This window comes from Brevundimonas sp. UBA5713 (assembly GCF_002419815.1).
Taxonomy (GTDB): Bacteria; Pseudomonadota; Alphaproteobacteria; order Caulobacterales; family Caulobacteraceae; genus Brevundimonas.
This window is the reverse complement of record NZ_DIGV01000014.1, coordinates 31,827-58,062: the sequence shown is the minus strand read 5'-3', so window position 1 is coordinate 58,062 and position 26,236 is coordinate 31,827. Positions and strand designations below refer to the sequence as shown.

The window sequence follows — 26,236 nt, the reverse complement described above, 5'->3', positions numbered from 1 at the left end:
GTCGCTGGACGACCGGCTGGGCATGGCTGTCGGGGGCTGGCGTGGCGGCCACCGCTTTTGCGGGCGCGGCCTTTGGCGTCATCATCGCCCAGCAGATCAATGCGTCCATGCACGCCGACAGCGTGCTGTATCAGGCCAGCCTGACCGCCACGGACGATGCCGAGGTGCTGGGCTTCGAAATGGCGTCGCTGTCGGGCGGCGGGCGTTAAGGAGGGGGCATGTCGGCACGTCATCTGAAAACGGCCCTCGGCGTCTCGGTGGTCCTGAACGTTTTTTTGCTGGCAGGCGGAGCCGCCTTCTGGTGGAGCAGCCAAGAGGCCGCCAAACAGGCGCAGGCCGATCGCACGCCGCGTCTGTCGGTTCCGGCAGTGGAGCTGGTCAATACCCGCTCGCCCGAGGTCGCGGACAAGGTGCTGGCCGAACTGCGCCAGATCGCCATGTCGGCCCACGAAGATTACCAAGAGGCCCGCACGGCCCGTCGCGCGGCCATCGATATTACGGCCTCGGACGAGTTCGATGTGGCGCGGGTGTCAGGTCTGCTTGAGCGGTCGCGCGCCTCGGAAATCCGTGGCCGTGCGCGTCTGGAATCCGGCGTCGTGGATATGCTGTCGCGCTTGGAAGCCGAGGATCGCAAGGCGCTGGCACCGCTGCTGTCGCGCAAACGTCCGCGCAATGGCGAAGCGACGCACGCCGATCATGCGGCCAATGAAAAAGCAACGGATGCAGACGCCAAGCCGGCCGCTTAAACGTCAGGCGACCTTCTCGGCCTGACGCACCGATTGGGCAGGCCGCGAGCCCGCCAGACGGCCCGCCACCGCCAGATCGAACCAGACGGTCGTGCCGCGGCCTTGCTCGCTGTCGATGGTCATGCTGGCCCCGTGCATTTCAATCAATGACTTGGTCAGCGCCAGCCCGAGGCCCGTGCCCTGCGTGGTCTTGGCGTGCTGGTTTTCCACCTGAACGAAGGGCTGGGCCAGACGGCCAATGTCTTCGGCGGCGATGCCGATGCCGGTGTCGGATACTGCAATCCGGACATAGCCGGGGCGCTCGACCATGGGGCGCATGGACAGCTCTACGCGGCCAGCCTGCGGCGTGAATTTGATGGCGTTGGATATCAGGTTCAGCAGCACCTGTTTCATGCCGCGCAGGTCGATTTCGGCATCCAGTACCTCGGGCGCATCGATGGTCAGGGCCAGTCCCGCCTCCTCGGCGCGGCCCCGCATCAACCGCAGCACCTCTTGCCCCAATGCCGACAGATCGGCCCGCTCATAGTGGAGGGTCAGCTTGCCCGCCTCGATCTTGGCCATGTCGAGGATGTCGTTGATCAAGCTCAGCAGATGCTTACCCGAGTTGTGGATATCCTGTGCATATCCGCGATAGCGGTGATCCCCCAGCGGGCCGAACATTTCGCCCGCCATGATCTCGGAAAAGCCGTTGATAGCATTCAGCGGGGTGCGCAGTTCGTGGCTCATATTGGCCAGAAACTCGGACTTGGACTGGCTGGCCGCCTCGGCGCGGGTCATGGCCGCTTCATACTGTTTGGCCAAGGTGGACAGGCGCGCGCGGCTGGCTTCCAGCTCATCGACCGTGCGTTGCAGTTCCTCTGCGGCGAGGCGGCGCTCGCTTTCCTGACGCCGGATCACGGTGACGTCGGCGGCGATCACCACGGCGCCGCCATCGCCCGTATAGCGTTCGGTCATCTGTAGCCAGCGACCGTCTTTCAGCTCCACTTCGCGCACACCCGCACGGCGGTGGCCCGCGCGGTGTTCGGAGCGGATGGCCTGTGCAGCGATACGGTTCAGCTCGTTTTTGGGCGTGCCGCGCTTCAGCATGGCCGAGGGCACATTGAACGCATCCTGAAACGCCTGATTCCACAGCAGCAGATGGCCGTGGCGGTCGAACAGCACAAAGGCGTCAGACACGCTCTGGATGCCGTCGATCAGGCGGGTTTCGGCGGCTTCGGCGCGGGCCTTGGCCAAGCGGGCTTCGGTGATGTCGAGCGCAATACCCAGCAGACGGCAGCCGTCCTCGCGCGTGCGACCCCGTGCATCCAGCCAGCGCACCTTGCCATCCCCCGTGGTGACGGGGAAGGCGACTTCGAACTGGCCTTCGCTGCGGGCACGTTCCATGGCCGCGACGAAGGTGTCTCGATAGCGCGGATGCACCCGCTCGATCATCTCCTGCGTGCTCAGCACCGTGCCGGCGGGGCGATCCAGCAGGCGGGCCATATAGTCGGACAGGCGAATCTGGCCCAGCTCCATGTCCCAGTCCCAGACGCCGCAATGGGCGGCCTCGACCGCGATGCGGAAGCGGCGCTCGGTCTCGGCCCATGCCCGCGCGGCGCGGTCCTGACGCAGCGTCTTCCACGTCAACAGAGCCAAGAGCAACACGCCCAGCAACAGCGGCAGCACCAGCAGCCGCGCGTCATTCTGCCAGCGCTGGAACAGGCTGAGGCCGGGGCGGTCGGCCACGACCACCAGACCGCTATCACCGACCGGCACGGCCACGGTCAGGCGCGGACGCCCTTCGGGGCTGAGCAAGTGGATGCCTTGCGGGCTGTCAAACAGGGCGGCGGGCAGTTGGCTGCCATAGCGCACTTCCAGCTTGGCATCGTTCAGGGTGGCTTTGGCTTCCGGCAACGGCAGGCTGGCCGCCAGTACGCGGCCGTTCGACAGCACCTTGCCAAGGTTCACGCGTCCTTCGCTCAGGGCCAGCCCCTCCTGTCCCAGAACCTTGAGACCCTTGCGCGCCGCCATGGTGCCATCGGCGTTGAACAAGGCCATGTCGGCAGGCGTGTCATAGGACAGGCGCGCATACTCCAGCGCCTCCAGCGGCTGTTGAGGCGCAGTGCCCAGACGCCGCGCGGCCACATCGACCATGAGGGTCAGATCGCGAATCTGTTGCTGCACCCGCTCGGCCTGAAGGCGGGCATCCAGTTGCAGGGTATCGTGCGTCAGGGCCTCGATTTCGCGATCAGGCCTCGATTGATCGCGCGCCACCAGAAACAGCGCCATGGACAGGATCAACAGGGCCGACAGGAAAACCGCGCGCTCATGCGGGCGCCCCACCACGCCAGCCTTATCGCTGGCGCGTCGTCCTCGCCCGTCCTTGCGGCGCTCCGTCCCTTGCACGGCGGGAGCCCTCTTCAAGCAAATTCCTGTTCGTTGGAATCTAGGGCGTTTCGCCAAGCTGTGTCGAGAGCTTGGCTGTAGAGAGTCTCAGACGTGTGGAGGGTTAGGCGACCTGGGGGTCGGGCGACGGTTGCCCCGGACGCGCAGCCTCTTCGGTCATCAAGCCTGCACGCGGCGGCTGATTGTGGATGCGGCGCAGGATGGAGGCCCCCATTTCGGCCAGACGGCGGGCCTCGGGCGGCGCGTCATCGGGGTTCTCTGCGACCGTCTCTACCAGTTCTTTCATCACGTCCAGCATATGGGGCGCGGCGGCGATGATGCGCGCCTGGAACTCGATCTTCTCGGGCAGGCGGTCATATTCGGCTCCCGGCACGCGCCAGCCGCCCCAGTCAGCCTCGTCTGTGACCACCACCGGATAGCTGCCGGGATAGGGGTGGTGGGCGCAATCGCCGGGTTCCTGCCATTTGTTTCGGGCGCGCATGACACGCCAGTTGCCCAGCGGCTTCTCGCTTTCGCCCTCGGGCAGTTGCAGTTCTTGCGCCTGAAACTCGCGGCCCAGCCCCACGTCATAGGTCACGCGCACCGGCTCGTCGAAGCCCTTGGCCCACACCGGAATGACGCGCTCGACCTCGGCCCACAGGCCGACGCATTCGACCCAGACCTTCTGACCTTTTTGAAACTGTGCGCGCGCCATCCCAAAGCCCCGTAACTCTTGCCGTCACCCTAGTGCAAAGCGGTGAACGACCTCTTGGGAGAGATGGTTACCGTAGAACGGCCAAGCTGTCAGTCGGGGCTTTGAGAATTCAATGGCTTATTGTGCGGATATGCTTTCCAGAGCCTCTCCGGCGTATTTCTCTTTCACGCGCACCGACAGGTCGCCCAGAGACACAACACCGACCAGACGGTTATCTTTATCGACAACCGGAAGGCGACGGATGCGGGCCCGGCTCATCAGATCCAGTGCCGTCTTGAGTTCGTCATCCGGACGGGCCGTGACAGCGTCGCGGGTCAGAAACTCGGACACCCGAGCCTGCGATGATGCGCCGACGGCCAGTCCACGCACGGCCAGATCGCGGTCGGTGATCGTGCCCAGAAGACGATCGCCCTCGGCCACGGGCATGAAACCGAAATCCCCTTCGGCCATGCGGGTTGCCACCTGTTGAAGGGTGTCGTCAGGACGGGCCACCTGCACGTCACGGCTCATGATGTCACGGATTTTCATGTTTCCTCCTCGGCCGTTTTGGCCACTTCGACTTAAGGAAAAGCTCGGACTGGTGAGGGGTTCCGATTCCGGAAAACCTTGTTTGCTATCAGGTGGCTTACCTGCGACCTTTGGTCTCCCTATTTTGACCTTGAGTTGTGTCGGTCAATCAGAGGTGGGCCAGATGAGTGCAGACAGTGCAGGCATGGGACTGGGCCACGTGGCGGCCCTTCTCGGGGCGGGTGTGGTTGGCGTGGCCGTCTTCAGGAAACTGGGATTGGGTTCGGTCCTTGGATATCTGACGGCCGGTCTGGCGCTGGGGCCGTTCGGTCTGGGCGTGATCCGCGAGCCGCAGACCATCCTGCATGTCGCAGAGTTCGGGGTCGTCATCTTCCTGTTCATCATCGGGCTGGAGATGCGGCCGCAGAGGATATGGGCGATGAAGGGCGAGATCTTCGGCCTCGGCACCGCTCAGGTCGGACTGTCGGGGCTGGCCCTGACGCTGCTGGCCATGGCAGCGGGGGTGTCGGCACCGGTCGCCTTTGTCGGGGCCATGGGCTTTGTCATGTCCTCGACCGCCGTCATCATGCAGATGCTGGAGGAGCGCGGGCAGCTGGGCACGGCCGCGGGGCGCCGCGCCATCTCTGTCCTGCTGTTTGAAGATCTGGCCATTGTGCCGCTGCTGGCCATTGCGGCGGTGATGGGCGCGCACCTGTCGCCCTCCACCGAAACGGCTTCGCCGCTGTGGCAAACTCTGGCTCTGGCGGTCGGGACTGTGGCCGGCGTGCTGGTTTTCGGTCGCTATCTGATCAACCCCATCTTCCGTTTTCTGGCCCGCAACGGGGGCCGAGAGGTGATGATCGCCGCGGCCCTTCTGGTAGTGGCGGGTACAGCATGGCTGCTGGATGCAGTGGGTCTGTCCATGGCCATGGGTGCCTTCCTCGCCGGTGTTCTGCTGTCCGATTCCAGCTTCCGTCATCAGTTGGAGGCCGACGTGGAGCCGTTCCGCGCCATTCTGCTGGGCCTGTTCTTCCTGTCGGTCGGCATGGCGCTGGATGTGTCGGTGGTGATCTCTGACTGGCAGGTGGTTCTGGCGGGGCTGGCAGCCTTCATGCTGGCCAAGGCGGCGGTCATTTACGCCGTGGCGCGCGTTTTGAAGTCCAGCCATCGGGAGGGGATCGAGCGCGCGGCCCTGTTTGCGCAGGGCGGAGAGTTCGCCTTTGTGCTGTACAGCGCGGCCGCCACGGCGGGCGTGATCGATGCGCGCGCGGGGGCCACCTTCACGGCCATCGTCATCCTGTCCATGGCGCTGACGCCGCTGACGACTCTGGCCCTGTCGCGCCTGATGCCGCCGCCCAAGGATCGCGACATTGCCGACATGGACGATGTAGAGGCAGCCGCCGACCTCGAAGGGCGCGTTTTGATCATCGGTTTCGGGCGATTTTCGCAGGTGGTGTCCCAACCCCTGCTGGCGCACAATGTGGACGTGACCATCATCGAAAAAGACGTAGACATGATACAGGCCGCGGCCAATTTCGGCTTCAAGGTCTACTATGGCGACGGGTGCCGCCTCGATACCCTGCGCGCGTCAGGCATCGAAAAGGCCGAGGCGGTTCTGGTCTGTATCGACGATGCCGAGGCCACCGACCGCATCGTCGAACTGGTGAAGCACGAGTTCCCCGATACCAAGATTTTCGCCCGGGCCTATGACCGCGGGGCTTCGATCCGCCTGATCAAGGCGGGGGTGAACTATGAACTGCGCGAGACGTTTGAATCGGCCCTGACCTTTGGCGGACAGGTACTGCGTGAACTGGATGTGCCCGATGTCGAGATCGAGGAAACCATCGCCGATGTACGTCGTCGCGACGACGAGCGTCTGACCTTGCAGTTGTCGGGTGGACTGGAAGCCGGACGCGGCCTGATGCGCGGCAATATGACGACCCCGACCCCGACGCCCTATATCAAGCCGCCCCGCGAAGGTCAGGTCATCGATGCCGATGACGTGTCGCGCGCTGATGGCGCATCGCTACCAACAACACCATGAGTAAATTCGCCCATGCCCAGCGTTGATCTCGCCAAACGTGCCTATGACCATACGTGGCGACTGGACCCCATCGTCCGCAGCCTGCTGGACACGGATTTCTACAAGCTGCTGATGCTGCAACTGATCTGGCGTCGCTTCCGCGATGTGCCGGTGACCTTCAGTGTGATCAACCGTACCAAGACGGTGCGTCTGGCCGAAGAGATCGACGAGGGCGAACTGCGCGCACAGTTGGACCATGCGCGTACCCTGCGCATTTCCAACCGCGAGCTGATCTGGCTGGGGGGCAACACCTTCTATGGGGTGAAGCAGATTTTCACGCCGGATTTCCTGGCGTGGCTGGCGAACTATCAGCTGCCTGACTATCAGCTGGCGCGGGGCGAGGACGGCCAGTTCGAGCTGACCTTCAGCGGGTCGTGGGCCGATGTGACGCTGTGGGAAATCCCCGCCCTGTCCATTCTGAACGAACTGCGTGCCCGCAAGGCGTTGGGCCGTATGGGTCGGTTCGAGCTGGATATCCTGTACGCCCGCGCCAAGACCAAGTTGTGGGAGAAGATCGAGCGGCTGAGACAGCTGGACGGTCTGGTCATCTCGGATTTCGGGACCCGCCGTCGCCATGGCTTTTTGTGGCAGGACTGGTGTGTGGCGGCGATGAAGTCGGGGCTGGGGCCCAACTTTATCGGCACCTCCAATGTGCTGCTGGCCATGAACAACGATATGGAAGCCATCGGCACCAACGGCCACGAATTGCCCATGGTGGTGGCGGCCATGGCGGGCAGCGACGACGAGGCCCTGCGCCGCGCGCCGTATCGGGTGCTGGAGGAGTGGCGTCAGACCTATGACGGCAATCTGCTGGTGGTGCTGCCCGATGCCTTTGGCACTGACGCCTTTCTGGCCGACGCGCCCGACTGGCTGGCGGACTGGAAGGGCTTCCGGCCGGACTCTGCCCCGCCCATCGAAGGGGGCGAGATCATCATGGACTGGTGGCGCTCCAAGGGCGTGGACCCGAAGGATCGCCTGCTGGTGCTGGCCGATGGTCTGGACGTGGATACCATCGAACAGGCCCATGCCCATTTCAAAGGCCGCGTGCGCACCAGCTTTGGCTGGGGCACCAATCTGACTAATGACTTCCGTGACTGTGCGCCGATTGATGCGCCGGAACTGACGCCGATCTCGCTGGTGTGCAAGGTCACGCAGGCGGCGGGGAAACCGGCGGTCAAACTGTCCGACAACCGCGCCAAGGCAACCGGCGATCCGGACGAGGTGGCCCGGTATGCCCGCGTGTTTGGCGAGGCCGGTCGCGACCAGCGCGACGTGCGCGTCTAGGCCCCGCCAGAAGAGGGCAAGCGGAACGGGGCCGTAGCGGGAGCATTACCCCCATGACCCCCTTCTTCTATGGAGCGCCCCATGAGCGACCTTAAAATCGGCGTCATCGTCGGCAGTCTGTCCTCGACCTCGATCAACCGTAAACTGGCCCAGGCAATGAAAAAGCTGGCACCCGAGGGTGTCAGCTTTACCGACATCAGCATTGATCTGCCGATCTATCGTCAGGACTTCGATGCCGACTATCCGGCAGAGGGCCGTGCCCTGAAGGAAGCGATCGAAGGGGCCGACGCCATCCTGATTGTCACTCCGGAATACAACCGCTCCATCCCCGGTGGCCTGAAGAACGCTATCGACTGGGCCAGTCGTCCATGGGGCCAGAACAGCTTTAAGGAAAAGCCGGTCGGCGTCATCGGGACCTCGCCCAGCGGCATCGGCGCCGCCATCGGCCAGAATGCCTTGCGTCCGGTTCTGGGCTTTTTGAACGTGGCCCAGTTCAACGCCATCGAAGTCTATCTGAACTTCAAGGACGGTCTGATCGACGACAATCACGACATTACCAATGATGGCACCAAGGCGTTTCTGGTTGGCTATATGAAGGACTTCGTCGCCTTCGCCGGTCATCACAAGGGCTGATCAGCCTCAGCCGGGCGGACAAAGAAAAAGGCGAGGCCACCGGCCTCGCCTTTTATTGTGTCTGATGCCCGAGAGGGATCAGTCGCGGGCCAGACCCACACGACGGTTCAGCCAAAGGGCCAGTAGGGTCACCACAGCGCCCGACAGCAGATAGGCGCCACCGGCATAGGCACCGAACTCTGCCGACAGCCACAGGGCCACCATCGGGGCAAAGCCCGCGCCGAACAGCCACGTCAGGTCCGACGTCAGGGCCGAGGCGGTGTAGCGGTTGCGGGGGGTAAAGCCCGAGGCGATCACGCCCGACGCCTGACCGAACGACAGGCCCAACAGGATGAAGCCGATGATCATATAGGCGAACTCGCCGCCCATACCGCCATCCAGCATTTGCGGTGCCAAGGCCGAGAAGACGGCGATACCAAACGCGGTCGCGCCGATCAGCTTGCGGCGGCCATAGCGGTCAGCCAGCCAGCCCGAGGCGAGGATGGCGGCCACGCCGAACACGGCACCGATCAGCTCGATCATCAGGAAGCGGGCAGGGCTCTCGTCGGTATACAGATACACCCACGACAGCGGATACACGGTGACCATGTGGAACATGGCAAAGGCCGCCAGCGGGGCAAAGGTGCCAACCAGAATGCCGACGCCGTCCTCACGCACGGTGGAGCCGATCGGCGTCGGCTTCAGTTCGCGCGAATGGAAGGCCGACTGGAAGGTCGGGGTGACCACGATCCGCAGGCGCGCGAACAGAGCCACCACGTTGATGGCAAAGGCCACGAAGAATGGATAGCGCCAGCCCCAGCTATAGAAGTCTTCGGGCGACAGCTTGGCGATGAAATAGGCGAACAGGGCGCTGGCCACGATCAGGCCCAGCGGGGCACCCAGCTGCGGCACCATCGCATACCAGCCACGGCGGTTTCCCGGAGCCGACACCGCCAGCAGCGAGGCCATGCCATCCCAGGTTCCGCCCAGAGCGATGCCCTGACCGATCCGCAGGACGATCAGCATGACTGCGGCCCAGTGGCCCGCGGTGGCGTAGCTGGGCAAAAAGCCCAGACAGACCGTCGAGATACCCAGCAGGAACAGGGCGATGGTCAGTTTGGTGCCGCGCCCAAAGCGGCGGTCCACGGCGATAAAGATGGCCGAGCCGATAGGGCGGGCCAGAAAGGCCACGGCAAAAACCGCGAAGGAGAGCAGGGTGCCCTGTACCGGACCTGCGTAAGGGAAGACCAGTGCCGGAAACACCACCACCGAGGCGATGGCATAGACGAAGAAGTCAAAAAATTCCGACGTACGGCCAATAATTACGCCAACCGCAATTTCGCCCGCGTCGATTTTGCCATGTCGCGCGTTGATCTGACTGGCGTCCCGTTCAAGGGACTCGGAAGAAGGCGCGCCCGAAGCGTTCATGACAAATGCCGTTCTCTGCGACCGGGCGTCGAGGCGCCCATACTGATAGAATGAAGAAGCCGCCCATTTGCTCCGTCGGGGCGAATGAGGGGATAGGGCGGATTGTCCAATGTCCCGCATTTGCAGGTGGGGTTACGGGGCGAGCGCAATGACCGAAACTGTGCCCGCTCACCCCGTAAGCCTGGCCCGTCGCGTGATGTCCTCACGCTTGATAAGGCCGCTCGCCCTTGCGCCTCTCATGGCGGCCCTTGCGGGCTGCGAGGCGATTGTCCTGTCGCCGGCCGGCGATATCGCCATCCAGCAGCGCGACCTTCTGGTCTTCTCGGTGCTGCTGATGCTGGTCGTCATCATTCCGGTGATGGCGCTGACCATCTTCTTCGCGTGGAAATACCGCGCGTCGAACAAGGCGGTCGAAAAGGACTATGACCCCGATTGGGACCACTCCACCCATCTGGAGCTGGTCATCTGGGCTGTGCCGCTGCTGATCATCATCTGTCTGGGTGCGGTGACCTGGGCCGGTACCCATTTGCTGGACCCTTACCGTCCGCTGGACCGCATCAAGGACGGCCACGCCGTCACCGAGGATCACCAGACCTTGCAGGTCGAAGTGGTGGCCTTGGACTGGAAATGGCTCTTCATCTATCCCGAATACGGCATTGCCACGGTCAATGAGCTGGCCGCACCGGTGGACCGTCCGGTCCGCTTCCACATCACCTCTTCGGGCGTGATGAACAGCTTCTACGTCCCCGCCATGGCCGGTCAGATCTATGCCATGCCGGGCATGGAGACCAAGCTGCACGCCGTGATCAACCGTCCGGGTGAGTATGTCGGCTTCTCGGCCAACTATTCGGGCGACGGCTTCTCCAACATGCGCTTTGCCTTCAAGGGCATGGAGCAGGCCGACTTCGACCAGTGGGTCGCCAAGGCCCGCGCCGGAGCCAACACTCTGGATCGCGAAACCTATCTGGAGCTCGAAAAGCCGTCGGAGAAGGTGCCGGTCACCTACTATGGCTCGGTTGACCCGCTGCTGTTCAACGCCGTCGTCAACATGTGCGTCCAGCCGGGCAAGATGTGCATGGGCGAGATGATGGACATCGATCGCAAGGGTGGTCTGGGTCTGGCCGCCGTGAGCAACACCTGGCCGCTGGTCTATGACAAGTTCGCCCGTCGCGGTGATGCCGTCTTTGGCTCGGGCGAAAGCTATGTGATGCAGGTCTGCACCCCGCTGGAGGCCGAACGCGCCGCCATCGAGGCCAATCTGCGCCGTCAGGCCAATGCCGTCACCCTGCAGCGGGCCGATCCGTTCGCCCGCCTGACCGGTCGCGGTCTTGTTCCGGGCCAGACGCCGGTTCCCGCCGCTGTGGCCGTGAACGCCGCGCAGAACGGCATCCCCCCTCTTTCTGTCGGGACGGCGTCTGTGACGTCTGTCTCGCAATCCTGAGACCCCCGTCATGGCTTCTGAAGCAATCGTTGAAACCTCGCCTCTTCTGGGGCGTCTGAGCTGGGCGGCCATCCCGACCGACCCGATCGTGCACGTCACCTTTGCGGTGGTGGTTCTGGGCGGTCTGGGCGTTCTGGCTCTGCTGACCAAATACAAGCTGTGGGGCTATCTCTGGAAAGAGTGGTTCACCACCGTCGACCACAAGAAGATCGGGATCATGTACATGATCCTGGGTTTGGTCATGTTCCTGCGCGGCTTTGCCGATGCGGTCATGATGCGTATCCAGCAGGCGATGGCTTTCGGCGGGTCCGAGGGCTATCTGAACGCGCACCACTATGACCAGATCTTCACCGCCCACGGCGTGATCATGATCTTCTTCGTGGCCATGCCGATGATCACGGGCCTGATGAACTATCTGGTGCCGTTGCAGATCGGTGCGCGCGACGTGTCCTTCCCGTTCCTGAACAATTTCTCGTTCTGGATGACGACCGCCGGTGCCATCATGGTCATGGCCTCGCTGTTCGTGGGCGAGTTCGCCCGCACGGGCTGGCTGGCCTATCCGCCGCTGTCAGGTATCGGCTATAGCCCGGGCGTCGGCGTCGACTACTACATCTGGTCGCTACAGGTCGCGGGCGTCGGCACAACCCTGTCCGGCATCAACCTGATCGCGACCATTATCAAGATGCGCGCGCCGGGCATGGGCATGATGAAGATGCCGGTGTTCACCTGGACGTCGCTGTGCGCCAACATCCTGATCGTGGCCTCGTTCCCGATCCTGACGGCGACGCTGGCCCTGCTGTCGGCTGACCGTTACATCGGCACCAACTTCTTCACGAACGACTTCGGCGGCAACCCGATGATGTACGTGAACCTGATTTGGATCTGGGGTCACCCGGAAGTCTACATCCTGATCCTGCCGCTGTTCGGTGTGTTCTCGGAGGTCGCCTCGACCTTCTCGGGCAAGCGCCTGTTCGGCTATACCTCGATGGTTTACGCCACCGTCTGTATCACCATCCTGTCGTATCTGGTGTGGTTGCACCACTTCTTCACCATGGGCTCGGGTGCCTCGGTGAACTCCTTCTTCGGCATCACCACCATGATCATCTCCATCCCGACAGGGGCGAAGGTGTTCAACTGGCTGTTCACCATGTACCGCGGCCGTATTCGCTTCGAACTGCCGATGATGTGGCTGATCGCCTTCATGCTGACCTTTGTCATCGGCGGCATGACGGGTGTGATGCTGGCTGTGCCGCCCGCTGACTTTGTGCTGCACAACTCGCTGTTCCTGATCGCCCACTTCCACAACGTCATCATCGGTGGCGTGCTGTTCGGCCTGTTCGCCGCCATCAACTACTGGTGGCCCAAGGCCTTCGGCTACAAGCTGGATAAAAAGTGGGGTCTGGTCAGCTTCTGGTGCTGGGTGGTCGGCTTCTGGGTCGCCTTTGCCCCGCTCTATGTGCTGGGCTTCATGGGCGTGACGCGTCGTATGCGCGTGTTTGACGATCCGGCCTATCAGATCTGGTTCATCATCGCCGCTGTGGGCGTGGCCATCATTGCCGTCGGCATCTTCGCCATGCTGGTGCAGTTCGCCGTGTCGATCATCAACCGCGACAAGCTGCGCGATGAAACGGGTGACCCGTGGGATGGCCGTACGCTGGAATGGGCGACCTCGTCGCCGCCGCCGGCATACAACTTCGCCAAGACCCCGATCATCCATGACTCGGACAGCTGGGCAGACATGAAGAACCGCCAGTATGTGCGTCCGACCAAGGGCTTCGAGGCCATCCACATGCCGTCCAACACCGGCACGGGTGTGATCCTGTCGGCCCTGAGCATGGTCTGTGGTCTGGCGCTGATCTGGTACATCTGGTGGCTGGCAGCGGCATCGTTCGTCGCCATCATCGCGGTGTCGATCGCGCATACGTTCAACTACCGCCGCGACTACTACATTCCGGTGGAAGAGGTTGTGGCGACCGAGGATGCTCGCACCCACGCCCTCGCCAATCTGCAAGTGAAGGGCTGATCCGATGAGCGCTGTTCAAGCCCCCATCCACCCCGACTACGTCGACGAACAGGGCGGCCCGCTGTGGCACCCCGAGAAAGAGCCGCACCATCCCGAAGGCTCCAGCACCATGCTGGGCTTCTGGATGTATCTGATGAGCGACTGCCTCATCTTCGCGATGCTGTTTGCGGTCTACGCCGTGATCGGTGGCAACTACGCCGCCGGTCCCGCCCCTAAGGACCTGTTCGACCTGAACCTGATCGCGGTGAACACGGCCATGCTGCTGTTCTCCTCGATCACCTACGGCTTCGCCATGCTGGCGATGATGAAGAACCAGATCAAACAAACCCTGATCTGGCTCGGCATCACCGGCCTGTTCGGTCTGGCCTTCCTGGGTATCGAACTCTACGAGTTCCAGCACCTGATCCACGTGGGCGCGACGCCGCAACGCAGCGGCTTCCTGTCGGCCTTCTTCATTCTGGTGGGCACCCACGGCCTACACGTGACCTTCGGTATTATCTGGCTGGTCACCCTGATGGTTCAGGTCATGCAAAAGGGCCTGATCCAGGCCAATAAACGCCGCCTGATGTGCCTGTCGATGTTCTGGCACTTCCTGGACGTGATCTGGATCGGCGTCTTCACCTTTGTCTATCTGATGGGGATGCTGCGATGAGCGGACACGACACCCACGAGCCCCACGACGACCACCACGAAGAGGGCGGTTACCACGGCTCTTACCGTGACTATCTGATCGGCTTCATCGCCTCGGTCATCCTGACGGCCATCCCGTTTGCCCTTGTGATGACGGGCGTGCTGCCGGTGCAGGCCACCGCCATCATCATCGTGGCCTTCGCCGCAGTGCAGATGGTGGTTCACATGATCTACTTCCTGCACCTGCATCCGAAGTCGGAAGGGGGCTGGAACATGCTGGCCCTGCTGTTCACCATCGTTGTGGTGGTGATTGCCGTGGCCGGTTCGATCTGGGTCATGTGGCACCTGAACACCAACATGATGCCGGTCCACAACATGCCGAGCTTTGGCTGAGGTATGAGATGACGGACCGCCAAACCCCGCAGTCCGCACGCTTTGAAGGCGGTCACCCCCACGGTGGCCGCCTTTGGCGCGTCTTGGTGGTAACCATCTTCCTGTTTCTGTTCGCGGGCTTTACCGCGCTGGGGGTTTGGCAGGTCTATAGACTGGGCTGGAAACTGGCCCTGATCGAACGGGTAGAGACCCGTATCCACGCGGCACCCGTCGATGCGCCGCCGCCCGATGTGACTATCACGCGCGACGATCATGAATATCTGCGGGTCAAGGTTTCGGGTCGCTTCCGTCATGATCTCGAAACCCCGGTCAAGGCGGTGACGGACCTTGGCGGCGGCTGGTGGATTTTGACGCCGCTGGAAACGGATAGGGGCTTTACCGTCCTGGTCAATCGCGGCTTTGTCCCGCCCGAACTGAAAGAGCCTTCCAGCCGCCCCGATGCGCCGGAGACGGCGAGCGTGACCGGCCTGCTGCGGCTGGGCGAAGGCGATGGCGCCTTCCTGCGCCACAATGATCCAGCGGCCAATAACTGGTACGCCCGCGAAGTGCCCGCCATCCTGTCCACGCGCGGCGTAACCGGCCCCGCGGCCAGCTATTTCATCGACGCCCAGGCCGACACCGCTGGGCCAGCCGAGTGGCCGCGCGCAGGGCTGACCGTGGTGAAATTCACCAATAGCCATCTGGTCTATGCGCTGACGTGGTTCGGCCTTGCTGCGGGTTCGCTGATTGCCATGGTATTGGTTCTGCGCGAGCGACGTCGCAAGGAACAGGCCGACGCATGAAAATCGGAGCCTTGTTTGACCTGCTGACAGGTCAGACAGACGAAACCCTGTTGGCCCCCGGTACGGCGGGGCGCCGCCACAAGCTGCTGCTGATCCAGCTGCGCTGGCTGGCCGTGTTCGGACAGGCACTGACCATTGCTGTGGTGCACTGGGGCTATGGGATCAGCCTGCCGTTGGCCAGTCTGCTGCTGGCCCCGACGGCGCTGGTGGTGCTGAACATCATCAGCTTGCCGCTGGTGCTTCGTCGGCGCGCCGTCAGCGATGGCGAAATCTTTGTGTCACTGTGCATCGATGCGGCGGCCCTGACATGGCTGCTGTATTTTAGCGGCGGGGCGTCCAATCCGTTCTCGGCTCTGTTTGTCATGCAGATCGTGTTGGCCGCCGTTCTGCTGCGCCGGCGCTATGTCTGGATTTTCGTGCTGGGTACCAGCGCGACCATGGCCCTTTTGACGCTGTGGCATCGCCCGCTGCCTTTGCCCGAAGGCGCGGACGAGCGGCTGGGCCTGTTGGTGCAGGGCTCGCTGATCAACTTCATGCTGATTGCTGTGCTGCTGGCCGCCTTTGTCAGCCGCACCATCCGCAACGTGCGCGCCCGCGATGCGTGGCTGGCCGAAACCCGCCAGCAGGCCGCCGAGCACGAGCACATTGTCCGCATGGGATTGCTGGCATCGGGTGCCGCCCATGAACTGGGCACGCCGCTGGCGTCGCTCAGTGTTATCCTCAGCGACTGGCGGCATCTGCCTGCGGTGCGCGAGGATGAGGAACTCCAGACCGATGTGCAGCAGATGCAGGCCGAGGTCGAACGCTGCAAATCCATCGTCACCAATATTCTGATGGCGGCAGGTGCGGCACGCGGTCAGGCTCCGTCGATCGTTACCCTGTCGTCCTTCCTGTCCGAAGTCATCGCCGAATGGGGTGAGCGCGGTCAGGAGATGCAGGTGCGATTGGACGGCCCCACGCCGCGCAATCCGCACATCATCGCCGACCCCGCTATGAAACAGGTGCTGAGCGCCTTGATCGACAATGCGGCAGAGGCCGGTGCGGGCCATCTGACGCTTCATGCCGTGGCTGATGGCGAGGCCATGATCCTGACCTTTACCGATGACGGGCCGGGCTTTCCGGCCGAGATCCTGTCGCGGCTGGGCCAACCCTATCAGAGCACCAAGGGGCGCGCGGGTGCGGGCCTTGGCCTGTTCCTGCTGGTCAACACCATGCGAACGCTGGGCGGCTCGGTCGAGGCCGATAACCTGAAAGAGGGCGGCGCGCGCATAAGGCTACGCTTGCCCATGGAGGCCTTGGCACCGAAATGACAGATATGGCTGACGCGCCCACCTTGCTCATCGTGGAGGACGACGAGTCCTTTGCCCGCACCCTGCGCCGCTCGTTCGAGCGCCGTGGCTATCAGGTGCTGTCCGCCCGCAGCCCCGAAGACATGACCCTGCTGCTGGAACATAACCGCCCGCAATATGCCGTGGTCGACCTGAAGCTGGGGACCTCCTCGGGCCTGACCTGTGTGCAGAGCCTGCACCAGCACGACCCCGACATGGTGATCGTGGTGCTGACCGGTTTTGCCAGCATTGCCACAGCGGTCGAGGCCATCAAACTGGGCGCGCGTCACTATCTGGCCAAGCCGGCGGGCACCGATGAAATCGAGGCGGCCTTCCACAAGGAGGACGGCAACCCCGACGCCCCACTGTCCGCCCGCCCTACCTCGATCAAGACGCTGGAGTGGGAGCGTATCCACGAAACCCTCGTGGAGACCGACTTCAACATCTCCGAAACGGCACGCCGCCTCGGCATGCACCGCCGCACCCTCGCTCGCAAACTCGAAAAACGCCGCGTCACCTAAGCGCATTGGCAGAGCGTTCGTTGACTTTTGTCGCGACGTGACCAAGGCTGAAACCCTCACCAGGGGTGTCCCGACAAGGGGCTGAGATACTGCTACGCCAACCGGCAGCGCAGGGACCCTATGAACCTGATCCAGTTCACACTGGCGTAGGGACGGTGCGGGTGCCTTTTGGCGCGACGGGTCCGGTTGGCGGAGAAGTTGCGTCCCGATACGCCCATTCCCCCTTCCAGTTCGTGCTGGGTCTCCCACGCCTTCGGGCACAGGAGCCTGTCATGACGTTATCGCCCAATGCGGCCACACCCACTGTCACCACCGGACCGCTTCCCGCGTCCACCAAGGTGTTCCGCGCCGGAACCCTTCATCCCGATATCCGCGTGCCCCTGCGCGAGATTGCTCTGCATCCCAGCGCCAATGAGCCGCCGGTGACCGTCTATGACGCGTCCGGTCCCTATACGGACCCGTCGGCCACCATCGCCATCGAGAGAGGCCTGCCACGCCTGCGTGAAAGCTGGATCGCCGCGCGGGGGGACACCGAACCCTACACGGGCCGCGAGGTTCAGGCGGCGGACAACGGCTTTGTCTCGCCCGAGAAGATGACGCCGCAGTTCCCGACCCTGCACCGTCCGCGCGTGGCGATTGCCAACCGGTCGGTGACCCAGCTGGCCTATGCCCGCGCAGGCATCATCACGCCGGAAATGGAGTTCGTGGCCATCCGCGAAAACTTGGGTCGCCAGCAGATGCGCGAACAGATGCAGCGCGACGGCGAAAGCTTCGGAGCCGCCATCCCCGACTTTGTGACGCCCGAGTTCGTGCGCGACGAGATCGCCAAGGGCCGCGCCATCATTCCGGCCAACATCAATCACCCCGAACTGGAGCCGATGGCGATTGGCCGCAACTTCCTCGTGAAGATCAACGCCAACATCGGCAACTCGGCGGTTACATCCTCGATGGCCGAAGAGGTGGAGAAGATGGTCTGGGCCATCCGCTGGGGCGCGGACACGGTGATGGACCTTTCGACAGGCCGCAACATCCACAACATCCGCGAATGGATCATCCGTAACGCCCCTGTGCCGATCGGCACGGTGCCGCTGTATCAGGCGCTGGAAAAGGTCAATGGCATCGCCGAGGACCTGACATGGGAAGTCTATCGCGACACCCTGATTGAACAGGCCGAGCAGGGGGTGGACTATTTCACTATCCACGCGGGCGTGCGGCTCCAGCACATTCACCTGACGGCCAACCGTGTGACGGGCATCGTCTCGCGCGGCGGCTCCATCATGGCCAAATGGTGCCTGCACCATCACCGCGAGAGCTTCCTCTACGAGCATTTCGAGGACATCTGCGAGATTATGCGCGCCTATGATGTGTCGTTCTCACTGGGCGACGGCCTTCGCCCCGGCTCGATTGCCGATGCCAATGACGCCGCCCAGTTTGCCGAACTGGAGACGCTGGGCGAGCTGACGCAGGTGGCGTGGAAACACGACTGTCAGGTCATGATCGAAGGGCCGGGCCATGTGCCCATGCACAAGATCAAGGAGAACATGGACAAGCAGTTGGAAGTCTGCGGCGAGGCCCCCTTCTATACGCTTGGCCCACTGACGACCGATATCGCGCCGGGCTATGACCACATCACCTCGGGCATCGGTGCGGCCATGATCGGCTGGTTCGGCACGGCCATGCTCTGCTACGTTACGCCCAAGGAACACCTTGGCCTGCCGGACCGCGACGATGTGAAGGTGGGCGTCATCACCTATAAGATCGCCGCCCACGCTGCCGATCTGGCCAAGGGCCATCCGGCGGCCAAGTTGCGCGACGATGCCCTGTCACGTGCCCGCTTCGAGTTCCGCTGGGAGGACCAGTTTAACCTGTCGCTCGATCCGGACACGGCGCGGTCCTATCACGACCAGACCCTGCCGAAAGAGGCTCACAAGGTGGCGCATTTCTGCTCCATGTGCGGGCCGAAATTCTGCTCGATGAAGATCAGCCACGACATCCGCGATGCCGCCCGCGCCGAGGAAGGCATGGAGCAGATGGCGGCCAAATATCGTGACGGCGGCGATCTGTATGTGTCGGTGAAAGAACCGGCCTAGGGCCTGAAAAGTCATCGGCCCCGTCGCGGTCTGCGACAGGGCCGATTGGCATTCAGAGTGGGCGGCGGTTCAGCAGGATCATCTTGTCCTCGGCCATGTCATGCATGGTGTAGGGGATGCCGCCGACCCCAAAACCGGACTGTTTGCGCCCTGCAAAAGGCATCCAGTCGGTGCGGAAGGCGGTCGGGTCATTGACCATGACGGCCGAGGCATCCAGCCGCTCGGCCGCGCGCAGAGCCACATCGATGTCCTGTGCGAAGACACTGGCCTGGAAGGCGGTCGGCAGGGCATTGGCGCGGGCGATGGCCTCGTCCAGCTGGTCATAGCCATAGACGGCCAGCACCGGACCAAACACTTCCAGCGTCGAGATGCGCGCGGTCTCGGGCGGGTTGACCAGCACCGCCGGATTGAGCGTGGTCTCGGACAAGCGCTCGCCGCCCGTAGCCAACTGCGCACCGCCATCGACGGCTTCCTTGATCCACTCACTGACGCGATCCGCCTCACGCGGCAGGATCAGTGGACCGACCTCGGTGTCTTTCAGCGTCGGATCGGCCACGCGAAGGGCTTCGACGCGGGCCACCAGCCGTTCGGTCACATCGGACAGGATGTCGTTGTGCACATACAGGCGCTGGGTCGACACGCACACCTGACCGGCGTGGTAATAGGCCCCCTTCACAATGGGCTCGATCACCTTGTCGAGCAGGGCGCTGCGGTCAACGATGGCCGGAGCGGAGCCCCCGTGTTCCAGCGCCAACCGTGCGCCGGGTGCCAGTTTGGAGCGCAGCGACCAGCCCACCTTGGCCGAGCCGATGAAGCTGAGGAAGGCGATGCGCTCGTCTGTCGCCAAGGCCTGCGCCAGATCATTGTCATCGGTAATGAAGGTCTGAACCCACTCTTCGGGCACCCCTGCCTCATGGACCAGTTCAACAAACGCCAAACACGACAGCGGCGTGGTCGATGCGGGTTTGATGATGACCGGACAGCCGGTGGCAATCGCCGGTACCACCTGATGCACAATCAGGTTCAGAGGGTGGTTGAAGGCCGAGATGGCCGCGACCACGCCGATGGGATCCTTGGTCGTGAAGGCCCAGCGGTTTTCGGCCGCAGCCGACAGCCCCATGGGGATTTCCTTGCCGCCGAAATTGCGTAGTTCGTCGGCGGCGTTGTGGATGCCGTCAATGGCGCGGTTGGTCTCGACAATGGCGTCGGGCAGGGGCTTGCCACCCTCGCGCGCAATCATCAGGGCGAACTGGTCGCGTTTGGCGTCCAGCAAGCTGGCCAGTTTGCGCAAGATGGCCATGCGGTGATGCGGCTTCAGCCAGTTGTCGCGGTCCTTGAAGACGCGCGCGGCGGTGGACAGCTTGCGCTCCAGCGCCGTGGCATCGTCGGTGGGGATTGGCTTGATCAGCTGGCGATCAAAGGCCTGAACAACGTCCAACATGTTTACTCTCCTGTCCTCAGGCACATTCGACGCTGGGGTTACGGTTGCGCAGCTCTTCGACAAGGACGCGGGTGTTTTCCGAATAGTCGATCGGCACTTCCACCAGATGCACGCCGCCGCCCTCGAAAGCGGCTTCCAGTGCGGGGATCAGGTCTTCTACTGCTGTCACGCGCGTGCCCTTCGCCCCATAGGCCTCGGCATAGCGGACGAAGTCGGGGTTGCCGAAGCTCATGCCATAGTCGGGGAAACCATCGACCGCCTGTTTCCATCGGATCATGCCATAGGCACTGTCGTTCAGGATGACGACGACAAGGTTCAGGCCCAGACGCACCGCCGTCTCCATCTCTTGGGAGTTCATCATGAAGCCGCCATCGCCGCACACCGCCATGACGCGGCGCTCGGGATAGATCATGGCAGCCATCATGGCCGACGGCAGGCCCGCGCCCATGGTCGCAAGGGCGTTGTCGAGCAAGAGAGTGTTGGCCGCGTGGGTGCGATAGTTTCGCGCAAACCAGATCTTGTACATGCCGTTGTCGAGGCACACGACACCATCGTCCGGCATGACCTTGCGCACATCATGCACCAGACGTTGCGGCGTGACGGGGAAGCGGTCTTCGTCGGCGCGGTCGTTGATCCGGCCCAGAATGCGCTCGCGCAGTTCCAGCATGTGCGGGTCCAACGAAAGTTGGCCGTCCAAGCGCTCGGCCAACGCCTGCACCGTGGTGCCGATGTCGCCAATGACTTCCAGATCGGGGTGGAAAACCTGCTCCACATTGGCGGACTGATAGCCGATATGGATGACCTGAGGCCCGCCCTCGGTGCGCATCAGGAAGGGCGGCTTTTCTACCGTGTCGTGGCCGATGGAAATGATCAGGTCCGCCGCCTCGACGGCCTCGTGGACATAGTCACCTTCGGACAGGGCGGCGGTGCCGACATAGCGGTTTGATCCGCCCGTGACCGCGCCCTTGCCCATCTGGGTGTTGAAGAAGGGCAGGCCGGTGCGGGTGATAAAGCTGGACAGCGGCTCGATCAGCTTGGGCCGGTTGCCCGCCGCGCCCACCATGACCAGCGGGCGCTTGGCAGCCTTGATCGCCTCGATAGCGCGATCCAGCGCAGCAGGGGCGGCCACAGCGCGCTCTATGGGATGGATGGGGATGACGGGCACATCGGCCAACTCCTCACCGGCCACATCTTCGGGCAGTTCGAGGTGGACGGGACCGGGGCGCTCTTCCATCGACACGCGGAAGGCCTCGCGCACGATGGAGGGGATGCTGGCGGCGCTGGCGATCTGGCGCGTCATCTTGGTCAGCGGCTTCATCGAGGCGACGATATCGACGATCTGGAAGCGGGCCTGTTTGGCGCTCATGATCGGCTTTTGGCCGGTGATGAGGATCATCGGCATGGCCCCCAGATGGGCATAGGCCGCGCCGGTCGAGAAGTTCAGCGCGCCCGGGCCCAAGGTGGCCAGACACACGCCCGGCTTGCCCGTCAGGCGGCCATGGGTCGCGGCCATAAAGGCGGCGGCTTGCTCGTGCCGCGTGAGGATCAGCTGGATTTTGGAGGTGCGCAGCGACTCCACCAGATCGAGGTTTTCCTCGCCCGGCACACCGAAGATGCGGTCGACGCCCTCGTTCTCCAGTGCGGCGACAAAAAGGTCTGATCCCTTTGGCATCGTTCGGTCCTTGTGGTTGTGTCAGTCGTCGCCCCCGAGCCTAACATATATGCCGCCGTTCGCTGTAAGCGAGCGTAACGGCTCCGATTTCTCGCGGGCGGTGAGATATGTCGCCATCCGTCGAACATCGCCTTTGCGGGCGAAGTCACCTATATGGGGCTTCTTCAGGCGACCTGACCGATATGCCGACGCGGGCAGACGGGCAGGGCCGCGCATACCTCGATGTCTTGAAGCATGTTGTCACACGCCACCCGTACGCTTTCCGTTGCGCCGATGATGGACTGGACCGACCGGCATTGCCGGGCGTTCCATCGCACCTTGTCGAAGCGCACCTTGCTGTACACGGAGATGGTGACGGCACCGGCGGTCCTTCATGGGGACCGCGACTATCTGCTGGGTTTTTCGGATGTGGAGCATCCGATCTCGCTGCAACTGGGCGGGTCCGATCCCAAGCAGCTGGCCGAGGCCGCCAAGATTGGCGAGGACTATGGCTATGACGAAATCAATCTGAACGTCGGCTGCCCGTCGGATCGCGTGCAGTCAGGCCGTTTCGGGGCCTGTCTGATGAAAGAGCCCGAGCTGGTGGCCGAGTGTATGGCCGCCATCAAGGCCGCTGTCTCGGTGCCCGCCACCGTCAAATGCCGCATCGGCGTCGATGATCAGAACCCGAACGAAAGCCTGTTCGCCACGGTGGACGAATGCGCCAAGGTCGGCATCACCGACTTTACCGTCCATGCGCGCAAGGCGTGGCTGAAGGGTCTAAGTCCTAAGGAAAACCGCGACATTCCCCCGCTGGACTATGATCTGGTGAAGCGCCTGAAGAAGGAACGCCCGCACCTTCGTATCGGTATCAATGGCGGCATCGCCACGCTGGAGCAGGCGCTGGAACTGCTGCAACCGTATGACGGCGTGCAATTGGACGAAGTGATGATCGGTCGCGCCGCCTATCACGAACCAGCTCTGCTGGGTCAGGCCGACCGCCTGATCTATGGCGAGGATGTTGCCGACACCGACATCTTCGACGCGCTGGAAGCCTATAAACCCTACATCTCCGAACAGCTGGCGCGCGGCATCAATCTGGTGGCCATGACGCGCCACATGTTGGGGGCCATGCACGGTCGCCCCGGCGCAAGGGCCTTCCGCCGTATTCTAACGGTCGAGGGTGTGAAGGCCGGAGCCGGCCTCGACGTTCTGGACCGCGCCATCGACGCTGTGCGCGAGGCCGAAAGCCGTCGACAACTGGATAACGACGCGGCGTGATCGATCTGCCCTTCTCCGAAATTGCCCTGATGATGGCCGCCCTTGTCGGGGCAGGGGCCGTGGCCGGTGTGATCGGCGGCTTGTTCGGAGTGGGCGGAGGCACGGTTCTGGTGCCCGCTCTTTTCTATGCGTTCAGCGTGCTGGGCGTGGGCGGCGAGAGCAATCTGCACGTCGCCATCGGCACTAGCTTGCTGACCATTATCGCCACCTCCTTCCGTTCACTGGCTACCCACCGCAAGCATGGGGCCGTGGACGAGCAGGTCCTCAAAACATGGACGCCGTGGGTCGCCTTTGGCGGTCTGGTCGGGGCGTTTGTCGCGGGCGGCTCGACCATGTCGGCGCTGGCTGTGGTGTATGGCGTCTGCCTGCTGGTGATCGCAGCCCAGATGGGGCTGCTGCCGGAACATGTGACCCTGCGCAAAGACCTGCCGACAGGTTGGGGCCGCCGCATTGTCGCCAGCCTGATCGGCGGGCTCAGCGCCATGATGGGCATTGGCGGGGGCAGCTTTGGCGGAATGACAATGACCCTGTGCGGTCGCCCGATCCATCAGGCGGTGGCGACGTCATCCGGATTCGGTTTGGCGATTGGCGCTGCGGCGTCATTCGGCTTTCTGGTGTTCGGCTGGGGAGCCGAGGGCGTGCCGCCTCTGACGCTGGGCTATGTGAATATTCCCGCCGCCATCATAATGGGACTGTTAACGGGTTGGACCGCGCCGTTCGGAGCCAGACTGGCGCACAGGCTGAATCGCAAACACTTGAGAAAAGCCTTTGCAATCTATCTGTTAACGACTGCGGTACTGGTGGTTGCCAAGGCCATGGCCTGATAACCTGATATACGTATAATTACGTATTATATAGCTAAGTTTTGCAAAAGCATCGTTGGTCTAACAGCGACCGCCTGATTGTGGCGAGATCGTGAGTAACCGCGTGCTTCAAAACCTGTCTGTTCCCAAGAAGTTGGTCCTGTCGTTCACGACCGTCATTGCGGCCTGCGGGGTGGCCACGATGGTTGTGCTGTGGGCCGTTCTGGCGATCCAGAAGGCGCAGGAGGCAGACGAGGTTTCGCGCGAGATCACAGACGCCATCTATCAACTGCAGCATGCCCTTCTGAACCAGCAGATGAGCATGCGCGGCTTTGTGGTGAACCAAAAGCCAGAGTTCGAGACGGCATTTGACGCCCACACACGGGATGTCAGCGAGGGGCTGACCCATTTCGCCGCGGCGGACGTCGACGGCAGCTTTGCCGATGAACTGAAGGTGCTGACCGAGGCCACATCCAAGAACACCAGCGACCTGAAGCGCATGATCAGCCGTGCCGACGATCCGGAAGAGCGGCTGAATATGATGGCTGTGTTCGGGGTGACCGGCAGTCCGAACATTCGCAGCATTCAGGACACTATGGGCCAGATCCAGCAGGTGCTGAAGGACGTTGAGGCCCAGAACCGCGAGCGTCGTCAGCATGCCTATGCCAGCGCCTATACGGCCTTCGGTATCGGGGGGCTGCTGGCGTTTCTGGTAGCGCTGGCCTCGGCCATCTGGCTGACCCATGCCCTGTCCAAGCCGGTGGTCGCCATGACCCGCGTGATGACCCGTCTGGCCAAGGGCGAAACCGATGTCAGCATTCCTGCGGTGGGGCGTGGAGACGAGATCGGTGCCATGGCTGGGGCCGTTCTGACCTTCCGCGATCAGGCCATCGAGAACTCGCGGTTGGAGATCGAGGCCGAACAGGCCCGCAAACTGGCCGAGCAGGAGCGCCTGAAGCACGAAGCGCAGGCCGCCGAGATCGCCCGTCTGGACGAGATCGCTATGACCGCCGTGGGCGAGGGTCTGTCTGCCATGGCCGCAGGCGATCTGAGCCACCGTGTGACCATCGATGTGCATCCCAAGGCGCAGGCGCTGAAGGATGATTTCAATACCGCCGCTCAGCGACTGGAGGCTGTCGTCGCTGTGATCATCGAGCGCGCCTCGGCCATCGGGGCTGCCGCCCGCCAGGTGAGCGACGCCGCCGACGAACTGTCGCGCCGCACCGAGCAGCAGGCGGCGTCGCTGGAAGAAACCGCCGCTGCGGTCGAACAGATCAGCATCACCGTCGCATCGTCCGCCGAGGCCGCACAGGAATCCGGCGCAGTGGTGCGTGAAGCCCATGTCATGGCCCGCGACGGCCAGGACGTGGTCGGCCGTGCCGTCAATGCCATGGGACAGATCGAACAGTCCTCGCACCAGATTGGTGCCATTATCGGCGTGATCGACGAAATCGCCTTCCAGACCAATCTACTGGCCCTGAACGCGGGCGTGGAAGCGGCGCGTGCGGGCGATGCCGGTCGCGGCTTTGCCGTGGTGGCGTCCGAGGTGCGGGCACTGGCCCAGCGGTCAGCCGATGCCGCACGCGAGATCAAGGGACTGATCCAGACCTCAGGCCAGCATGTCGAGCAGGGCGTGCAACTGGTCGCCCGCAGCGGGGCGGCCCTGTCCGATATTGCGCGCCAGATCGAAAAGGTCACGGCGCTGGCTGAATCCAGCGAGACCGCCGCGCGTGAACAGGCGGTGGGCCTGTCCGAGGTCAATATGGCGGTCAACCAGATGGACCATATGACCCAGCAGAACGCCGCCATGGTTGAAGAATCGACCGCCGCCAGCCGCTCCCTGGCACAGGACGCCATTGAGCTGGATCGCCTGATGGGTCAGTTCAATATCGATCGGAGCAGCCCCGCCGTACGCGCGGATACACCCACCGCTGCCCGTCTGCGGGCGGCCTGAAACGGCTTTCCTAGTGATCTATAAATCGCTGATATAAATAGGAATTTACGTAGATTCACGCAGGATACCGCTAAGCTTTGGTATAGCGGGAATGTTTTAAACGGGGCGCAATCCGTATTGTGTTTTCCGAGTGCTCCCCCGTGCTTCAAAATCTATCCG

Annotated in this window: 21 protein-coding genes, 1 pseudogene and 1 riboswitch; of the genes and pseudogenes, 16 read left to right on the top strand and 6 right to left on the bottom strand. The window is 63.0% G+C overall.

Translation table 11 applies throughout. The features are described 5' to 3' along the window. Together B3B04_RS02290 and B3B04_RS02285 are read left to right on the top strand one after the other, a co-directional pair. Positions 1-209: pseudogene (locus tag B3B04_RS02290) on the top strand (hypothetical protein); the annotation flags it as partial. 9 nt (positions 210-218) lie between these two features. After that, complete coding sequence (locus tag B3B04_RS02285; protein WP_292039448.1) at positions 219-746, top strand: periplasmic heavy metal sensor; 528 nt, start codon at positions 219-221, stop codon at positions 744-746. 3 nt (positions 747-749) lie between these two features. Here the strand turns inward: B3B04_RS02285 and B3B04_RS02280 are convergent, their stop codons facing one another. The 3 genes from B3B04_RS02280 to B3B04_RS02270 all read right to left on the bottom strand — a co-directional run bounded on the left by B3B04_RS02280 (position 750) and on the right by B3B04_RS02270 (position 4,353). Further along, positions 750-3,149, bottom strand: a complete 2,400-nt coding sequence (locus B3B04_RS02280) for a PAS domain-containing sensor histidine kinase (protein ID WP_292039446.1) — start codon at positions 3,147-3,149, stop codon at positions 750-752. An 85-nt stretch (positions 3,150-3,234) separates the two neighbouring features. Beyond that, on the bottom strand, positions 3,235-3,825 hold the full coding sequence (locus B3B04_RS02275; protein ID WP_292039443.1) for a hypothetical protein: 591 nt from the start codon (positions 3,823-3,825) through the stop codon (positions 3,235-3,237). 117 nt (positions 3,826-3,942) lie between these two features. Continuing rightward, entirely contained in the window at positions 3,943-4,353 is a 411-nt protein-coding gene (locus B3B04_RS02270) for a CBS domain-containing protein (RefSeq protein WP_292039440.1), read from the bottom strand. Positions 4,354-4,516: 163 nt separating this feature from the next. Between B3B04_RS02270 and B3B04_RS02265 the strand changes: the two genes are divergently transcribed. The 3 genes from B3B04_RS02265 (at position 4,517) to B3B04_RS02255 (ending at position 8,332) form a co-directional block, all read left to right on the top strand. Further along, positions 4,517-6,376 (top strand): monovalent cation:proton antiporter-2 (CPA2) family protein, encoded by a 1,860-nt coding sequence (locus B3B04_RS02265; protein ID WP_292039438.1) that lies wholly within the window; start codon positions 4,517-4,519, stop codon positions 6,374-6,376. A 12-nt stretch (positions 6,377-6,388) separates the two neighbouring features. After that, a complete protein-coding gene (locus B3B04_RS02260; RefSeq protein WP_292039436.1) occupies positions 6,389-7,699 on the top strand; it encodes a nicotinate phosphoribosyltransferase in 1,311 nt (436 codons plus the stop codon). A gap of 81 nt (positions 7,700-7,780) precedes the next feature. Then, positions 7,781-8,332, top strand: a complete 552-nt coding sequence (locus B3B04_RS02255; RefSeq protein WP_292039433.1) for an NADPH-dependent FMN reductase — start codon at positions 7,781-7,783, stop codon at positions 8,330-8,332. Positions 8,333-8,410: 78 nt separating this feature from the next. Here B3B04_RS02255 and B3B04_RS02250 read toward each other — a convergent pair whose 3' ends face one another. Beyond that, positions 8,411-9,739: an MFS transporter gene (locus B3B04_RS02250; protein WP_292039431.1), complete on the bottom strand. Its 1,329-nt coding sequence runs from the start codon at positions 9,737-9,739 to the stop codon at positions 8,411-8,413. A 238-nt stretch (positions 9,740-9,977) separates the two neighbouring features. On the opposite strand from B3B04_RS02250, the gene cyoA reads away from it, so the two are divergent. The 8 genes from cyoA (at position 9,978) to thiC (ending at position 18,947) form a co-directional block, all read left to right on the top strand. Continuing rightward, a complete protein-coding gene (gene cyoA / locus B3B04_RS02245) occupies positions 9,978-11,180 on the top strand; it encodes a ubiquinol oxidase subunit II (RefSeq protein ID WP_292039429.1) in 1,203 nt (400 codons plus the stop codon). A gap of 10 nt (positions 11,181-11,190) precedes the next feature. Next, positions 11,191-13,203 (top strand): cytochrome o ubiquinol oxidase subunit I, encoded by a 2,013-nt coding sequence (cyoB, locus tag B3B04_RS02240; RefSeq protein WP_292039426.1) that lies wholly within the window; start codon positions 11,191-11,193, stop codon positions 13,201-13,203. A gap of 4 nt (positions 13,204-13,207) precedes the next feature. Beyond that, on the top strand, positions 13,208-13,855 hold the full coding sequence (gene cyoC / locus B3B04_RS02235) for a cytochrome o ubiquinol oxidase subunit III (protein WP_292039425.1): 648 nt from the start codon (positions 13,208-13,210) through the stop codon (positions 13,853-13,855). Further along, positions 13,852-14,226: a cytochrome o ubiquinol oxidase subunit IV gene (gene cyoD, locus B3B04_RS02230; RefSeq protein WP_292039424.1), complete on the top strand. Its 375-nt coding sequence runs from the start codon at positions 13,852-13,854 to the stop codon at positions 14,224-14,226. The genes cyoC and cyoD overlap by 4 nt, the downstream gene beginning before the upstream one ends. An 8-nt stretch (positions 14,227-14,234) precedes the next feature. After that, a complete protein-coding gene (locus tag B3B04_RS02225; RefSeq protein ID WP_292039423.1) occupies positions 14,235-15,008 on the top strand; it encodes an SURF1 family protein in 774 nt (257 codons plus the stop codon). Further along, on the top strand, positions 15,005-16,318 hold the full coding sequence (locus B3B04_RS02220) for an ATP-binding protein (RefSeq protein ID WP_292039422.1): 1,314 nt from the start codon (positions 15,005-15,007) through the stop codon (positions 16,316-16,318). The genes B3B04_RS02225 and B3B04_RS02220 overlap by 4 nt, the downstream gene beginning before the upstream one ends. Beyond that, positions 16,315-16,857 carry a response regulator transcription factor gene (locus tag B3B04_RS02215; RefSeq protein WP_292039420.1) on the top strand — a complete coding sequence of 181 codons (543 nt, stop codon included), beginning with the start codon at positions 16,315-16,317 and terminating at the stop codon, positions 16,855-16,857. The genes B3B04_RS02220 and B3B04_RS02215 overlap by 4 nt, the downstream gene beginning before the upstream one ends. A gap of 51 nt (positions 16,858-16,908) precedes the next feature. Then, positions 16,909-17,028: riboswitch (TPP riboswitch) on the top strand. A gap of 101 nt (positions 17,029-17,129) precedes the next feature. Continuing rightward, positions 17,130-18,947 (top strand): phosphomethylpyrimidine synthase ThiC, encoded by a 1,818-nt coding sequence (gene thiC / locus B3B04_RS02210; protein WP_292039419.1) that lies wholly within the window; start codon positions 17,130-17,132, stop codon positions 18,945-18,947. 52 nt (positions 18,948-18,999) lie between these two features. Here the strand turns inward: thiC and B3B04_RS02205 are convergent, their stop codons facing one another. Then, positions 19,000-20,388: an aldehyde dehydrogenase family protein gene (locus B3B04_RS02205; RefSeq protein WP_292039417.1), complete on the bottom strand. Its 1,389-nt coding sequence runs from the start codon at positions 20,386-20,388 to the stop codon at positions 19,000-19,002. A gap of 16 nt (positions 20,389-20,404) precedes the next feature. After that, positions 20,405-22,060: an acetolactate synthase large subunit gene (locus tag B3B04_RS02200; protein WP_292039415.1), complete on the bottom strand. Its 1,656-nt coding sequence runs from the start codon at positions 22,058-22,060 to the stop codon at positions 20,405-20,407. A gap of 234 nt (positions 22,061-22,294) precedes the next feature. Here B3B04_RS02200 and dusA point away from each other — a divergent pair, with 234 nt between their 5' ends. The 3 genes from dusA to B3B04_RS02185 all read left to right on the top strand — a co-directional run bounded on the left by dusA (position 22,295) and on the right by B3B04_RS02185 (position 26,077). Then, complete coding sequence (gene dusA / locus B3B04_RS02195; protein ID WP_292039413.1) at positions 22,295-23,320, top strand: tRNA dihydrouridine(20/20a) synthase DusA; 1,026 nt, start codon at positions 22,295-22,297, stop codon at positions 23,318-23,320. Next, positions 23,317-24,144: a sulfite exporter TauE/SafE family protein gene (locus B3B04_RS02190; protein WP_292039410.1), complete on the top strand. Its 828-nt coding sequence runs from the start codon at positions 23,317-23,319 to the stop codon at positions 24,142-24,144. Before dusA ends, B3B04_RS02190 begins: the two co-directional genes overlap by 4 nt. Before the next feature lie 91 nt (positions 24,145-24,235). Continuing rightward, complete coding sequence (locus tag B3B04_RS02185; RefSeq protein ID WP_292039407.1) at positions 24,236-26,077, top strand: methyl-accepting chemotaxis protein; 1,842 nt, start codon at positions 24,236-24,238, stop codon at positions 26,075-26,077. The last annotated feature ends 159 nt before the right edge of the window (positions 26,078-26,236 follow it).

Excerpts from the sequence above, each read along its gene's own strand:
- B3B04_RS02215 (WP_292039420.1), top strand. The coding sequence starts at position 16,315 with ATGACAGATATGGCTGACGCGCCCACCTTGCTCATCGTGGAGGACGAC.
- cyoD (WP_292039424.1), top strand. The coding sequence starts at position 13,852 with ATGAGCGGACACGACACCCACGAGCCCCACGACGACCACCACGAAGAG.
- B3B04_RS02270 (WP_292039440.1), bottom strand. The coding sequence starts at position 4,353 with ATGAAAATCCGTGACATCATGAGCCGTGACGTGCAGGTGGCCCGTCCT.
- dusA (WP_292039413.1), top strand. The coding sequence starts at position 22,295 with ATGTTGTCACACGCCACCCGTACGCTTTCCGTTGCGCCGATGATGGAC.
- B3B04_RS02255 (WP_292039433.1), top strand. The coding sequence starts at position 7,781 with ATGAGCGACCTTAAAATCGGCGTCATCGTCGGCAGTCTGTCCTCGACC.
- B3B04_RS02285 (WP_292039448.1), top strand. The coding sequence starts at position 219 with ATGTCGGCACGTCATCTGAAAACGGCCCTCGGCGTCTCGGTGGTCCTG.
- B3B04_RS02220 (WP_292039422.1), top strand. The coding sequence starts at position 15,005 with ATGAAAATCGGAGCCTTGTTTGACCTGCTGACAGGTCAGACAGACGAA.
- B3B04_RS02260 (WP_292039436.1), top strand. The coding sequence starts at position 6,389 with ATGCCCAGCGTTGATCTCGCCAAACGTGCCTATGACCATACGTGGCGA.
- cyoA (WP_292039429.1), top strand. The coding sequence starts at position 9,978 with ATGGCGGCCCTTGCGGGCTGCGAGGCGATTGTCCTGTCGCCGGCCGGC.
- B3B04_RS02250 (WP_292039431.1), bottom strand. The coding sequence starts at position 9,739 with ATGAACGCTTCGGGCGCGCCTTCTTCCGAGTCCCTTGAACGGGACGCC.
- cyoC (WP_292039425.1), top strand. The coding sequence starts at position 13,208 with ATGAGCGCTGTTCAAGCCCCCATCCACCCCGACTACGTCGACGAACAG.
- B3B04_RS02275 (WP_292039443.1), bottom strand. The coding sequence starts at position 3,825 with ATGGCGCGCGCACAGTTTCAAAAAGGTCAGAAGGTCTGGGTCGAATGC.
- thiC (WP_292039419.1), top strand. The coding sequence starts at position 17,130 with ATGACGTTATCGCCCAATGCGGCCACACCCACTGTCACCACCGGACCG.
- B3B04_RS02200 (WP_292039415.1), bottom strand. The coding sequence starts at position 22,060 with ATGCCAAAGGGATCAGACCTTTTTGTCGCCGCACTGGAGAACGAGGGC.
- B3B04_RS02205 (WP_292039417.1), bottom strand. The coding sequence starts at position 20,388 with ATGTTGGACGTTGTTCAGGCCTTTGATCGCCAGCTGATCAAGCCAATC.
- cyoB (WP_292039426.1), top strand. The coding sequence starts at position 11,191 with ATGGCTTCTGAAGCAATCGTTGAAACCTCGCCTCTTCTGGGGCGTCTG.
- B3B04_RS02265 (WP_292039438.1), top strand. The coding sequence starts at position 4,517 with ATGAGTGCAGACAGTGCAGGCATGGGACTGGGCCACGTGGCGGCCCTT.
- B3B04_RS02225 (WP_292039423.1), top strand. The coding sequence starts at position 14,235 with ATGACGGACCGCCAAACCCCGCAGTCCGCACGCTTTGAAGGCGGTCAC.